Annotated in this window: 11 protein-coding genes; 4 read left to right on the top strand and 7 right to left on the bottom strand. The window is 72.6% G+C overall.

Going from position 1 to position 13,107, the window contains the following annotated elements:
- Nucleotides 1-69: 69 nt before the first annotated feature.
- Nucleotides 70-1,956 (top strand): HNH endonuclease signature motif containing protein, encoded by a 1,887-nt coding sequence (locus G7072_RS08520; RefSeq protein ID WP_166085425.1) that lies wholly within the window; start codon nucleotides 70-72, stop codon nucleotides 1,954-1,956.
- A gap of 78 nt (nucleotides 1,957-2,034) precedes the next feature.
- Here G7072_RS08520 and G7072_RS08515 read toward each other — a convergent pair whose 3' ends face one another.
- Nucleotides 2,035-3,474, bottom strand: a complete 1,440-nt coding sequence (locus tag G7072_RS08515) for a GuaB1 family IMP dehydrogenase-related protein (RefSeq protein WP_166085423.1) — start codon at nucleotides 3,472-3,474, stop codon at nucleotides 2,035-2,037.
- A gap of 143 nt (nucleotides 3,475-3,617) precedes the next feature.
- Between G7072_RS08515 and G7072_RS08510 the strand changes: the two genes are divergently transcribed.
- Both G7072_RS08510 and G7072_RS08505 read left to right on the top strand, forming a co-directional pair.
- Nucleotides 3,618-4,481, top strand: a complete 864-nt coding sequence (locus tag G7072_RS08510) for a trypsin-like serine protease (RefSeq protein ID WP_166085420.1) — start codon at nucleotides 3,618-3,620, stop codon at nucleotides 4,479-4,481.
- Between the two features lie 86 nt (nucleotides 4,482-4,567).
- A complete protein-coding gene (locus G7072_RS08505) occupies nucleotides 4,568-5,425 on the top strand; it encodes a trypsin-like serine protease (RefSeq protein ID WP_166085418.1) in 858 nt (285 codons plus the stop codon).
- 28 nt (nucleotides 5,426-5,453) lie between these two features.
- On the opposite strand, the gene G7072_RS08500 is transcribed toward G7072_RS08505, so the two are convergent.
- The 5 genes from G7072_RS08500 to G7072_RS08480 all read right to left on the bottom strand — a co-directional run bounded on the left by G7072_RS08500 (nucleotide 5,454) and on the right by G7072_RS08480 (nucleotide 11,465).
- The gene (locus G7072_RS08500) at nucleotides 5,454-6,254 is read right to left on the bottom strand and encodes a DUF1295 domain-containing protein (protein WP_240917209.1); all 801 of its coding nucleotides are present in this window, start codon (nucleotides 6,252-6,254) and stop codon (nucleotides 5,454-5,456) included.
- Nucleotides 6,251-7,567 (bottom strand): cyclopropane-fatty-acyl-phospholipid synthase family protein, encoded by a 1,317-nt coding sequence (locus G7072_RS08495; RefSeq protein ID WP_166085416.1) that lies wholly within the window; start codon nucleotides 7,565-7,567, stop codon nucleotides 6,251-6,253. The genes G7072_RS08500 and G7072_RS08495 overlap by 4 nt, the downstream gene beginning before the upstream one ends.
- Before the next feature lie 267 nt (nucleotides 7,568-7,834).
- Nucleotides 7,835-8,707, bottom strand: a complete 873-nt coding sequence (locus G7072_RS08490; protein WP_166085415.1) for an SDR family oxidoreductase — start codon at nucleotides 8,705-8,707, stop codon at nucleotides 7,835-7,837.
- A 93-nt stretch (nucleotides 8,708-8,800) separates the two neighbouring features.
- Nucleotides 8,801-10,015, bottom strand: coding sequence for an acyl-CoA dehydrogenase family protein (locus G7072_RS08485; protein ID WP_166085413.1), 1,215 nt, complete (start codon nucleotides 10,013-10,015; stop codon nucleotides 8,801-8,803).
- Nucleotides 10,016-10,070: 55 nt separating this feature from the next.
- Entirely contained in the window at nucleotides 10,071-11,465 is a 1,395-nt protein-coding gene (locus G7072_RS08480; RefSeq protein WP_166085410.1) for an acyl-CoA dehydrogenase family protein, read from the bottom strand.
- An 88-nt stretch (nucleotides 11,466-11,553) separates the two neighbouring features.
- Between G7072_RS08480 and def the strand changes: the two genes are divergently transcribed.
- A complete protein-coding gene (gene def, locus G7072_RS08475; RefSeq protein WP_166085408.1) occupies nucleotides 11,554-12,195 on the top strand; it encodes a peptide deformylase in 642 nt (213 codons plus the stop codon).
- A 104-nt stretch (nucleotides 12,196-12,299) separates the two neighbouring features.
- Here the strand turns inward: def and G7072_RS08470 are convergent, their stop codons facing one another.
- Nucleotides 12,300-13,103 (bottom strand): RNA methyltransferase, encoded by an 804-nt coding sequence (locus G7072_RS08470; protein ID WP_166085406.1) that lies wholly within the window; start codon nucleotides 13,101-13,103, stop codon nucleotides 12,300-12,302.
- Between the last annotated feature and the right edge of the window lie 4 nt (nucleotides 13,104-13,107).

Raw genomic sequence — 13,107 nt, 5'->3', positions numbered from 1 at the left:
AGTTCTTTGGTTCTCCCCAGACACGTGGCGATGCTTGTAGTCGAACATGCGTTCGCTTAAAATAAAGCCATGTTCACGCTACCCGCTCTCGACGACCTGACGGTCGCGGAGTGTGCGGACGCGCTCGTGTCCTCGGTGCCTGCTGTCCGACGTGCGGAGGCGGAGCGGCTCCTGCTGGCGGTCCACTGGGCCGACCTGCACCCGCCCGGGGAGAGGCAGCTCCGTCGGGATCCCGGGGCGTTCGCGGAGCCCTGCGCCGACGACACGTCGTGGACGCGGCAGGCGGACGAAGCAGCGCTGCGCCGCCTGGGTCGCCGCCGCGGTGACAGCGACCGCGTGGCCGCGCGTCCGGAGGGATCTGAGCGATCGGAGCGATCGGTGCAGCTCGGTGCCGACGGCATCCCCGCCATCCGCGAGTTCGCCGCGGTCGAGCTCGGCGTGCTGCTGCAGATCACGACCTACGCCGCCGCGACGCTGATGCGCGACGCCCTGGAGCTGCGGCACCGCCTGCCGAGGACGTGGCAGGTCACCGTCACCGGGCAGATCGACGTGTGGAAGGCGCGTCGCGTGGCGACCGCGACACGTCCTCTCACCGCCGAGCAGGCAGCGCTGGTGGACGCCCGGGTGGCGCAGGCGCTCGTGGGCCTCCCGACACGACGGGCCCTGGACGTGCTCGAGGCTGCGGTGGTGGCGGCCGACCCCGCGGCGCACGAGGCGCGGCGCCGGGCCGAGGAGGCACGTCGCTACGTCGCGCTCGGCCGCCGCCCCAACGCGGCCGGCCTCCGTTCGCTGGTCTGCCAGACGACGGCCGGCGACGTCGCGCGGGTGGACGCGATGGTGGCGCACCTGGCCGACGTGCTCGAGCGTCTCGGCGACCAGGATCCGCTCCAGGTGCGCCGGGCCAAGGCCCTCGCGGTCCTGGCCGATCCGGCGCGCGCCTGCCAGCTGCTGGCTCAGGGACACCAGCCCGCTCACACCCCGACCTCGGAAGCGCTGACACCGGGCGCGCCGACCTCGGCGCGGGCTGAGGCGACCCCGGCTGACTCAACCCCAGACGTGTCACACCCAGAGAACATCGACGTGCATCGCGAGGACGTGCAGCAGCCCGAGGACCCGGAGCCCGAGGAGGCGGAGCCTTACGAGACCGCGGTCGAGCGTGCGGTGCTGCTCGGACAGGCCCTGATCAGCATGGGTGCCCGTGCCCTGCGGCGGCTGCGTCCACGGACCGTGCTCTACGTGCACCTGGCCGAGGAGGCACTCGACTCGCTGTCGGTGACACCCGGCTCCGGCCGCCCCCACGCCGAACTTGCCCGGGTGCGAGGGCTCGGCCCCGTGGGTCTGCAACAGCTGAGGGACTGGATCGGCGAGGACCGGGTCGACGTCAGACCCGTGATCGACCTGGCCGGACAGGTCCCGGTGGACGAGTACGCCATCCCGCCGCCGATGGCGGAGGTGATGGAGCTGCGCGAGCCGTTCGAGGTGTTCCCCTGGGGCACCGGCGAGGTCGGATCCGTCGACCTCGACCACACGACGCCGTTCCGACCGCGGTCCGAGGGCGGCGGTCGCGGGCAGACACGGCCGGACAACCTCGGCCCGCTCGGCCGTCACCACCACCGCGCCAAGACCTTCGGCGGGTTCCGGTGCCACCAGCCGCTGCCGGGCGTCTACCTCTGGCAGACGCCGTCAGGCCACTGGTTCCAGGTGGACCACACCGGCAGCACGGCCCTCGGACGAGAGACCCCGGCGATCCTGACCTCGGCGGCGGTGTCTGTCGACTTCCGGCCCGGTGACGGCCAGCCTTGGGACGCCCAGCTCCTGGAGAGCCCGCCCTGGGACGGTCCGACCTGGGATCCGGACCACCTGGACGATCTCGGCGGCATGGGTGACCTGAGCGACCTGGACGACGCGTCGTGGCGACCGGCGTGGCTCGACGAGGCCGCGTCCACGCAGCGGTGAGCCGGAGCGGCGACGTCGGTCAGGCGGACGCCGGGGCGGGCGTGCCCCCGCGCTACCAACCGGCGGGCGTGCCCCGCGCTACCAGCCGGCGGGCAGCGGGCGCCCCTCGTGGAAGCCGGCCGCGGACTGGAAGCCCACGACGGCCCGGTTTGCGAACTCCGCGAGGGTGCGGGCCCCGGCGTAGGTGCAGGCCGAGCGCACGCCGGCGCAGATCTGGTCGATGAGGTCCTCGACGCCGGGGCGGGTGGGGTCGAGGTACATCCGGCTCGAGGAGATGCCCTCCTCGTAGAGGCCCTTGCGGGCCCGCTCGAAGGCGGTGTCGGCGCTGGTGCGGTTGAGCACGGCGCGCGCCGAGGCCATGCCGAAGCTCTCCTTGTAGCGGCGACCGTCGGCGTCCTCGTGCAGGTCACCGGGCGACTCGTGCGTGCCGGCGAACCAGGAGCCGATCATCACCGCGCTGGCGCCGGCCGCGAGGGCGAGGGCCACGTCGCGCGGGTGACGCACCCCGCCGTCGGCCCACACGCGACCGCCGGCGTCGCGGGCGGCCGCCGAGCAGTCCAGGACGGCGGAGAACTGCGGTCGACCGACGCCGGTCATCATCCGCGTCGTGCACATGGCGCCGGGGCCGACGCCCACCTTCACCACGTCGGCACCCGCAGCGATCAGCTCGCGCGTGCCTTCCGCGGAGACGACGTTGCCGGCGACGACCGGCACGTCGGGCGTCAGGGCCCGGACCGCCCGCAGGGCATCGATCATCCGCTCCTGGTGCCCGTGGGCGGTGTCGATGACGAGCGCGTCGACGCCGGTGTCGAGGATCGTCTTGGCCTTGCCCGCCACGTCGCCGTTGACGCCGACCGCGGCCGCGATCGCCAGGCGGCCACGACCGTCGAGGGCCGGGCGGTAGACGGTGGCGCGCAGCGCCCCGGTGCGGGTCAGTGCCCCCACGAGCAGGCCGTCGGCGTCCACGACCGGGGCGACGCGGCGGCGTACCTCGACGAGGCGGTCGAAGGCCTCGCGCGGGCTGAGGCCCTGCGACAGCGTCACCGGGTGGGCCGACATCACGTGGTGGACCTGGGTGAAGCGGTCCACGCGCCGGCAGTCGTCCTCGGTCACGACGCCGACGGGCCGACCGTCGACGACCACGAAGGCCGCCCGGTGCGCACGCTTGGGGATGAGCGCCAGCGCGTCGGCAACCGTGTCCTCCGGCGACAGCGTGATCGCGGTGTCGACGACGAGATCCTTGCCCTTGACGTCGGCGACGACGTCGGCGACCACCTCGACCGGGATGTCCTGCGGGATCACCGACAGCCCGCCACGACGCGCCACGGTCTCCGCCATCCGGCGACCCGAGATCGCGGTCATGTTCGACACCACCAGCGGCAGCGTCGCTCCGGTGGCGTCGTCGGTGGAGAGGTCGACGTCGTCGCGGGAGCCGACGCTGGAGTGCCGCGGCACCATGAAGACGTCGTCGTAGGTCAGGTCGTACGGCGGGACGCCGTGGTCGTCGAGGAAGCGCACCGGGACACCCTACGACCGGTCCCCGGTCCCAGCCCCGCTCGCAGGTCTTCCCACGGGGCTCGACCGGGACCTAGCATGCGCGGGTGCACCGAACCCGGTGCCGACGGCACCCCGGGGTGCCGTTGCGTCCAGGAGGAACCGCCATGCGCCGCGCACTGACCGTCGCAGCCCTGAGCCTCGCCGCCACCGCGGCCGGGCTCGCTCCCAGCCAGGCCATCACGGGCAACTACGAGAAGGACACGGTCCACACCTACGTGGCCATGCTCGTGTTCTACACCGAGCCGGCCGAGGAGGGCGGCGACCCGTTCAGCCACCGCTGCACCGGCAGCCTGCTGGACGACGGCGTGACGATCGTGACGGCGGGCCACTGCACCGAGGGCGTCGACGAGGGACGCGCCTACTTCCAGCAGGCGGCGGCGCCGAACTACGACCCCGAGGCCTTCGACGGCCGCGGCGGCGACCCGACGACGGGCTACCCCTACGTCGGCGGCGTGACGTTCAGCCAGGCCGACAACTACGGCTTCCACGACTTCGAGGGCTACCCGGAGAACAAGGACGTCGGTGTCGTCGTGCTCGACGAGCCCGTCACCACCTCCAACCGCCGGTACGCCGAGCTGCCGGAGGCGGGCGCCCTGAACGACTACGTGGCGAGCGTCAGGAAGAAGCAGAACGTGCGCTTCACCCTGAGCGGCTACGGCCTCAGCGGGACGACGCCGACCCCGACCTCCACCCGCGAGCGCCTGACGGGCACCTCCGCCCTCGTCAACGACCGTGCGCCGATCACGAGGTTCAACCTGAAGACCTCCGCCAACCCGGCGCAGGGCAAGGCCGGCACCTGCAGCGGTGACTCCGGTGGTCCTGTCCTGGCCAGGGGCAGCGACACCGTCCTGGCCGTCACGTCCTTCGGGATGAACGCCAAGTGCCGGGGCCTGGACTTCTCCTACCGGCTCGACCGGAAGGTCGTCCTCGACTGGATCGCGGACCCGAACCGGCTCGACGCAGGCTGACGTCGCCCACGGGATCGGACATATCGCCCACCGGCATCCGGCTGCGCTCCTACCCTGAGAGTCCCATCGCTCCCAGGAGGACCCCTGTGCGCCGACCCTCTGCCGTCCTCGCCGCCCTCGGCCTGACCGCGCTGACCCTCACGGGGCCGGCGCCGTCCCAGGCCGTCACCGGCAACGCCACGGTCGACGACGAGCACCCCTACGTCGCGCTCCTCGTCTTCTACACCGAGCCCGCCGAGCCGGGCGGCGACCCCTACAGCCACCGCTGCACCGGCAGCCTGCTGGCCGACCGCGTCACCGTGGTGACCGCGGGTCACTGCACCCAGGGAGTCGACACGGGACGGGCCTACTTCCAGACCTCGCCGTTCCCCGACTACGACCCCACCGCCTTCGGCGGGCGGGGCGGCGACACGACGACCGGCTACCCCTACCTGGGCGGCACCGAGTTCCGCGACGCGGCGAACCTCGGCTTCGGCTCCCGCAGCCTGCCCGACACCGGAGACCTCGGCGTCGTCGTGCTCGACGAGCCCGTGACCCTCGAGCGGTACGCCGAGCTGCCGGCGCCCGGCGCCGTGGACACCTACACGTCGAGCTCGTCGGCCAAGCGCACCGTCGACTTCACCCTCAGCGGGTACGGCGTCAGCCAGGTCAAGCCGCGCGTGCTCGTCGGCCAGCGGCTGACGGCCCGGTCCCAGCTGGTCAGCGATGACTCCCCGGTGTCCGAGTACCACCTCAAGACGTCGTCGAACGCCTCGCAGGGCAAGGGCGGCTCGTGCGTCGGGGACTCGGGCGGCCCCGTCCTGGCCGAGGGCACCGACGTGCTGCTCGCGGTGGTGTCCTTCGGACGCAACGACAACTGCCGCGGCGTCGAGTACTCCTACCGCGTGGACCGCGAGGAGACCCTGGCCTGGATCGGTGACGACGGGCGCGTCGACGCCGGCTGACAGGTCGGGCGCCGGGTGGCCGGCGCGCCTAGCCCTTCTTCGGCGGCCACGGCACGAACCCGCTGGTGCGCCGGACGTAGTCGACGTAGCCCGGACGCCGCTCCGCCATGTCCTTCTCCAGCAGCGGCTTGCCGGTGCCCTTGGCCAGGAACCACGTCATGAGCAGCGGCGAGAGGATCGTCAGCCAGCCGGGCAGCCCGGTGTCGGCGGCGACGAGGAAGATGCCCCACCAGGCGGTGGCGTCGCCGAAGTAGTTCGGGTGGCGGGTGTAGCGCCACAGCCCGGTGTCGAGCACCTGCCCCCGACTGGCCGGGTCGCTGCGGAACCGGTGCAGCTGCCAGTCCCCCACCGTCTCGAACGTGATGCCGACCGCCCAGACCGCCACGCCGAGCCACAGCAGCGGCCCCGGCCCGGAGCCGGAGAACATCGCCAACTGGACCGGCAGCGACACGAACCACATGATGACGGCCTGCGGCACGTAGACCCGCTGCACGGCGTACACCTGCGGGTTGCCGGGTGCGCGCGCCAGCAGCGCCTCGTAGCGCGGGTCCTCGCCGTGGCCGCGGGAGCGGTTGGCGATGTGCGCCGCCAGCCGGAGCCCCCAGAGCGCGACGATGCCGAGCGCGACCGCGGCGCGGGTGCCGTCGCCGGTGTGCAGGACGTACGCCGTCGCGGCGACGACCGCGAACCCGAGGCCCCACGTGACGTCGATGACCGCGTGCTTGCCCGCCCTCAGCGCGACCGCGAAGGTCAGCCCCATGAGGACGAGGACCGCCCCGGCGGTGGCCGGCAGCGCCACCAGCAGGGCGGAGCCGTCGAGGTCGTTCACCAGGCACGCACCGGCGGCAGGCCGCTGCGGCCGTCCGGGGTGGCCTTGACGGCGAGGATCTGGTCGACGCCCATCCGGCCCTCCTCGAAGGCCAGCGCACCGCCGACGAGGTAGAGCCGCCAGACGCGCGCCATCTCCTCGCCGACCATGGCGACCACGCGGTCCCAGTTCGACTCGAAGGTGGCGTACCACGCGTCGACGGTGCGGACGTAGTGCTCGCGCAGGGCGTGCACGTCGCGCACCTCGAGGCCGGCCTCCTCGATGAGCCCGATGGTCTCGCCGACCGGGCGCATGTGCATGTCGGGGGCGATGAAGGCCTCGATGAAGGGACCGCCGCCCGGCTTGGTCACCCGCGACATCTGCTGGATGAGCATCCGGCCGCCGGGAGCCAGCAACCGCTCGATCTGACCGAGGAAGACCGGGTAGTTCCTCTTGCCGACGTGCTCGCCCATCTCGATCGACGACACCGTGTCGAACGGCCCGTCGACGACCTCGCGGTAGTCCTGGAGCCGGATGTCGACCTTGCCTTGGAGGCCCTCGCGCACCAGGCGCTCGTCGATGGAGGCCTTCTGCTCCTTCGAGATGGTCACGCCGACCACGTCGACGCCGTACGCCGCGGCCGCGTGCAGCGACAGCGAGCCCCAGCCGCAGCCGATGTCGAGGTGACGGTGACCGGGCTTCGCCTGGTCGAGGCCGAGCTTGCGGCAGACCAGGTCGAGCTTGTCGCGCTGGGCGTCCTCCAGCGTGTACGACGGGTCGTCGCTCGTGTAGTAGGCGCAGGAGTAGGCCTTGTGGCGGTCGAGGATGAAGTCGTAGAACTCGTTGCTGAGGTCGTAGTGGTGCGAGATCGCCTCGGAGTCGCGACGCTTGCTGTGCAGCCGCCCGCGCAGCTGCGCCTGGGTCGCCGGGGGTGCCGGCGGGCGCCGGAGCACCTTGAGCCCGACCACGGCGCGCAGCCCGGCGGCGACCGTGGTGACGTCGAGCCGTGAGCTCAGCCCCCGCTCGCGGGTGGCCGCCCAGACCCGCCGCAGGCCGTCGAGGAGGTCGCCCTCGACGTCGATCTCACCCAGGACGTAGGCCTGGGCCAGGCCGAGCTCGCCGGGGTGGTACAGCAGCCGGGTGAGGGCCTGCGGGGTGGTGACGTGCAGCGCCGGGGCGTCGGCCGGACCCGCCGTGGAGCCGTCCCACGCCGTGATGCGCAGCGGGGCCTCGCCGCCGAACACCTTGTCGGCCAGGCCGTGCAGGACCTCGGCGACCGGCTCACCCCCCGGGCTGGGGCGGGTGTCGGGCGGGGTCGGCGCGGTTGCCGTCACGGTGGGGACCCTTCGTCGGTGGACTGGCTGCGTCACACCGTATTCGTCGCCACCCGTGCCGAGGACGGGTCCCTCCCGCCCGCAGGGCTAGAGGCCCGGCGCGGGCACGAACCCGAGCATGAGCCCGGCGAACGTCGAGGTCCAGATCATGTAGGCGGCCAGTCCGAACAGGGCGACCATCTGTGTCTTCATGACGTCCACGCTGGCGGGTGCGCGTGACGGCACGGTGAACCCGAGGTTGAGGTCGTCGGAAGAGTGGACGCGCCCTCAGGCGGGCGTGACCGCCTCCCGGAACGACGTCGCCGGTCGCCCGAGCAGCCGGGGGACGCCGTCGCTCACGGCCGCGAGCTCGCCGTCGCGGATGGCGGTGTAGGTGCTGATCCAGGCCTCCACCATCCAGTCCGGGGCGCCGTAGTGGGCGCGGCTCGCGCGCGCCTCCTCCAGCGTCTCGTCGTGGAAGCGGTGCGGGCGCCCGGTGACCTCCGTGAGGACGTCGGCGATCTCCGCGAGGGTGAGCGCCTCCGGCCCGGTGAGGTCGTACGTCGCACCGACGTGGTCGGCGGGAGCGCGCAGCACCGCCGCCGCCACCTCCGCCACGTCACGTCGCGACACCGGCGCGACCAGGCCGTGGCCGGCCGGCCCCCGCAGCACGCCGTCGTCGTCGGCGAAGAGCGGGAAGACCTCGGCGTAGAAGTTGTCGCGCAGGAACGTCGAGGCGACGCCGGTGCCGCGGATGATCTCCTCGGTGGCGGCGTGGTCGCGGCCCAGCAGGAAGCCGCAGTCGGGGGTGGCGCCGACGAACGAGGTGTACACGAGGTGGCCGACCCCGGCCTCGACGGCGTGCTCGACGAACGCACGGTGCTCCCCCACCCGGTCGTCGGACTCGGCGGCCGAGACCATGAGCAGGACGTCCACGCCGGTGAGCGCCTCGACGGCGGCCGGATCGCCGTACTGCACCTCGACGACGTCGGCGCCCGGCAGGTCAGGGGCGCGTGACGCGTCGCGGACGAGCAGCCGGAGGCTCGTGCCGGCCGGCAGGTCCGCCGCGAGCAGGCGCGCGACCTGTCCGCCGATGTGGCCGGTCGCGCCGGTGATCCCGATCGTGGTGCTGCCCGGTGTGCTGCCCGCTGTGGAGGTCATGCGGGCCAGAACGACGAACGGCCCGCCGGTGTTCCCGTGACGGGACCCGGCGGGCCGCTCGGCTGCCCGTGTCGCTCTCCCGAACGAGGGGGTCTACTTGAGCTCGGCCGACGACTTGCCGAGGATGCGGCGCGCCACGATGAGCTGCTGGATCTGCTGGGTGCCCTCGAAGATGTCGAGGATCTTGGAGTCGCGGGCCCACTTCTCGAGCAGGTCCTGCTCGCTGTAGCCGACGCTGCCGGCGAGCTCGACGCAGCGCAGGGTGACGTCGGAGGCCATCCGGCCGGCCTTCGCCTTGGCCATCGAGGCCTCCAGCGAGTTGGCCTTGCGGTTGTCGGCCATCCACGCCGCCTGCATGGTCAGCAGGTGCGCGGCCTCCCAGTCGGACTCGAGCTGGATGAAGGTCGCGGCCGCGGCGGACTGCGTGAGGACGGGGCGGTCGTAGTCGATGACGACGCCGGCCTCGGTCAGCAGCTCCTTGGTGAGCTCCAGCGACGCCCGGGCCACGCCGACGGCCATCGCGGCCACCAGCGGACGGGTGTTGTCGAAGGTCGCCATGGCGCCGGCGAAGCCCTGCTTGGCGTCGACCTCCGGGGAGCCGAGGAGGTTCTCCTTCGGCACGCGGCAGTCGTCGAAGATGATCGTGGCGGTGTCGGACGCCTTGATGCCGAGCTTGTGCTCGAGGCGCTCCACCCGCATGCCGGGCGTGCCCTTCTCGACGACGAAGGACTTGATGGCAGCACGGCCGAGGTCCTTGTCGAGGGTGGCCCAGACGACGATGGCGTCGGCGCGGCCACCGGCGGTGACGTAGATCTTCTCGCCGTTGATGACGTACTCGTCACCGTCGAGGACGGCGGTCGTGGAGATGTTCGCCGAGTCGGACCCGGCGCCGGGCTCGGTGATGGCCATGCCGGCCCACACGCCCTTGAACTTCTCCAGCTGCTCGTCGTTGGCGACGCTGGCGATGGCGGAGTTGCCCAGGCCCTGGCGCGGCATCGACAGCAGCAGGCCGACGTCACCCCAGCACATCTCCTGGATGGAGAGGACCGAGGCGAGGTTCGCCCCGTTCTTGACGGTGGTGTCCTTGCCGTCGTCCGCCTCGCGGCGCACGCCGGAGGCGCCGGCGCCCTCAGCCGATCCGGAGTCGGACAGGCCGTCGATCATGGCGGCGAGCATGTCCAGCTCGACGGGGTACTCGTGCTCGGCGAGGTCGTACTTGCGCGAGTTGGCGCGCAGCACGTTCATCGCCACCTGGTGGGCCTGGCTGACCAGGCCCTTGTGCTTCTTGGGGGTCTCGAGGTTGATCATGGTGTGTCTCCTGGAAGTCGTCGGCTGCTCGGCGTACGGCGGAAGCGGCCGGCGCTCAGACCAGGACCCCTCCCTCCATGAGACCGACGGCACGCAGGTCGCGGTACCACCGCTCGACCGGGTGCTCCTTGACGAAGCCGTGGCCGCCGAGCAGCTGGACGCCGTCGAGGCCGATCCGCATGCCGTGCTCGGAGCACAGGCGACGGGCCAGCGCGACCTCGCGGTCGAACGACTTGCCCTGCGCGGCGCGTGCCGCGGCGCGGTAGGTGACCAGGCGCATGCCCTGGAGCTCGATCGCGATGTTGGCGACCATGAACGCGACCGACTGGCGGTTGCTGATGGGCTCGCCGAAGGCCTTGCGCTCGTTGACATAGGGCGTCACGTAGTCGAGCACGGCCTGGCCGGTGCCGACCGCGAGGGCGCACCACGCCAGGCGCGAGAGACGCACGGCGTCGCGGTAGGTCTCGGCGTCGCCCAGCGGGCTGATGGAGCCGACCTGGACGCCGTTGAGGACCAGCTTGGACAGGCCGGCGGCGCGGACGCCCATGGACGGGTCGGTCTCGACGGTCAGCCCGGTGGTGGAGGACTCCACGATGAACAGCTGCGGCTTGCCGTCGAGCTCGGCGCCGACGACGAACAGCTCAGCGTCCACGCCGCGCGGGACGCCCGACTTGGTGCCGGTGAGGACGAAGCCGTCACCGCTGCGCTCGGCCTTGGTGCCCGGCGCGAGCGGGTCGAACAGCGCGGTGGGCTCGGCGAGCGCCAGCGCAGCGGCCGGTACGTCGTCGCCGGTGAAGGCGGGCAGGTAGGTCTGCTGCTGCTCGTCGGTGCCCCACAGCGACAGGGCGGTGCTGACCGCGGCCGGCGCGAGGGAGGCGACCGCGAGGCCCATGTCGCCCTTGGCCAGCGCCTCGGCGACCAGGACCCCGGCCACGGACGAGCGCTCAGCGGCGATGCCGCCCAGGTCCTCGGCGACACCGAGGACCGGCAGACCCAGGTCGAGGCCGGCCTTGAGGACGTCGACGGGTGCCTCGCACGCGTCGTTGGCCTCCTCCGCGGCGGGGGCGAAGACCTCGGTGGCGAGCTCGCTCACGACGTCGACGAGCATCTGCTCGTCCTCGGTCGGGGTGAGGTCGAAGACGCCGGGGCGGTTCGTGCTCGGCACGCGGGTGCCGGCCTGCTTCTTGCCTGAGCGGGAGAACTGGCGGTTCACGGTGCCGACGGTCTGGAAGCCGGACTTGGTGGCGGCGTACACCGCGCGCTCGGCGGGCTTGCGCAGCCCGAGCTTGTCGAGCGCCGGGGTCTGGGCCAGCCGGTTCAGGGCCGCCACCGCATAGCCGATGGCGTCGGGTCGGTCGAAGGAGGTCAGCCCGCGTCGTCGCTGCGCGGAGGCAGGGCGCTGGGTCTGACCGGGACGGGTCTCATCACTGGTGCGTGCGCTGTCGGACATGTGCTCCACTGTAACTCTGAGTTACACACTGCGCCACACACGCCCCGGGTGGCAGGGGTCACACGCGCGCGCTGCCTACGATGGACCCATGACGTCCCCCTCCCCCGACGCCACTCCCGACGCCACAGCCGACGCCACAGCCGACGCCACCCCCGACGCCGCCGGTTCGGTCCTGCCGACCGGCGGGACGGTCCGCCCGGTCACGCGCTGGGGCGAGCCCGTGATGCACCGTCCGGCCGAGGCGGTGACCGAGTTCGACGACGACCTGCGGGCCCTGGCGGCCGACATGGTGGCCACCATGCGTGCCGCCGACGGCGTGGGCCTGGCCGCCTGCCAGATCGGGGTGGGCCGCTCGGTCTTCGTCTTCGACTGCCCCGACGACGAGGGCCGCATGGTCAGCGGGGTGGTCTGCAACCCCACCCTGCGGCTGCCCGAGGGACGGGACCGCCGCCTCGACGAGAGCGACGAGGGTTGCCTGTCCTTCCCCGGCTCGTTCGTGCCGTGCGCCCGCCCCGACTGGGCGGCCGTCGACGGCCAGGGGCTCGACGGCGAGCCGGTCCACTACGAGGGCGACGGGCTGCTCGCCCGCTGCCTGCAGCACGAGACCGACCACTGCCACGGAACCGTCTTCGGCGACCGCATCAACCGCCGCGCCATGAAGAAGCTGACCCGCCAGCACGACGACGAGGCCGCGTCCTACCCGCTCGGCTGGCCCGCCGACCACGCCTGAGGGGTGCTGGTTTCCCACGGTATGCAGGAAAACTGGCACTTCCCACGGCGCCGACACCATGGGGAGTGCCAGTACGTCGACATACCGTGGGAAACCGGCGCCCGCTACCGCTCGCGGGCGACGTAGCAGGCGACCGCGGCGGCGGCGGCGATGTTGAGCGAGTCGACGCCGCCGGTCATCGGGATCACCGCGTGCCGGTCCGCGGTCTCGAGCCACCGCGAGGACAGCCCGTGGCCCTCGCTGCCGAGCACGAGCGCCAGCCGGTCGACGCCGGCGACCGCCTCGGCCACGTCGACGGCGTCGTCGGTCAGCGCCATCGCCACCGTGGTGAAGCCGGCGGCGCCCAGCGACGGCAGTGCGTCGTACCAGTCGGGCAGGCGGGTCCAGGGCAGCGAGAAGACGGTGCCCATCGCCACCTTGACCGCGCGCCGGTAGAGCGGGTCCGCGCAGCGCGGCGCCAGCAGCACGCCGTCGACGCCGAGACCGGCGGCGTTGCGCAGGGCCGCCCCGACGTTGGTGTGGTCGGTGATGTCCTCGAGCACCAGCACGGTGCGGGCGCCGTCGAGCACCTCGGCCACGCTCGGCAGCGGCGTGCGGTGGAAGGACGCCAGCGCGCCGCGGTGCACGTGGAAGCCGGTGACCTCCTCGGCCAGCGCCTCCGACACCACGTAGCAGGGTGCGTCGCTGGCCGTCAGCACGCTCGCCAGCCCGTCCAGCCAGCGCGAGGCCATGAGGAACGAGCGGGCCTCGTAGCCGGCCTCCGCGGCACGGCGCACGACCTTCTCCCCCTCGGCGAGGAACAGCCCGTGCGCGGTCTCGACCTGCGTGCGGAGCTGTACGTCGCGCAGGTCGCGGTAGTCGCGCAGCCGCGGGTCGGCGGGGTCGGTGATCTCGACGATCTCGGCCATGGGT

This window comes from Nocardioides sp. HDW12B (genome assembly GCF_011299595.1).
GTDB lineage: Bacteria > Actinomycetota > Actinomycetes > Propionibacteriales > Nocardioidaceae > Marmoricola_A.
This window is presented reverse-complemented; position numbering and strand designations above follow the sequence as displayed.

Excerpts from the sequence above, each read along its gene's own strand:
- G7072_RS08510 (WP_166085420.1), top strand. The coding sequence starts at position 3,618 with ATGCGCCGCGCACTGACCGTCGCAGCCCTGAGCCTCGCCGCCACCGCG.
- def (WP_166085408.1), top strand. The coding sequence starts at position 11,554 with ATGACGTCCCCCTCCCCCGACGCCACTCCCGACGCCACAGCCGACGCC.
- G7072_RS08480 (WP_166085410.1), bottom strand. The coding sequence starts at position 11,465 with ATGTCCGACAGCGCACGCACCAGTGATGAGACCCGTCCCGGTCAGACC.
- G7072_RS08490 (WP_166085415.1), bottom strand. The coding sequence starts at position 8,707 with ATGACCTCCACAGCGGGCAGCACACCGGGCAGCACCACGATCGGGATC.
- G7072_RS08470 (WP_166085406.1), bottom strand. The coding sequence starts at position 13,103 with ATGGCCGAGATCGTCGAGATCACCGACCCCGCCGACCCGCGGCTGCGC.
- G7072_RS08520 (WP_166085425.1), top strand. The coding sequence starts at position 70 with ATGTTCACGCTACCCGCTCTCGACGACCTGACGGTCGCGGAGTGTGCG.
- G7072_RS08485 (WP_166085413.1), bottom strand. The coding sequence starts at position 10,015 with ATGATCAACCTCGAGACCCCCAAGAAGCACAAGGGCCTGGTCAGCCAG.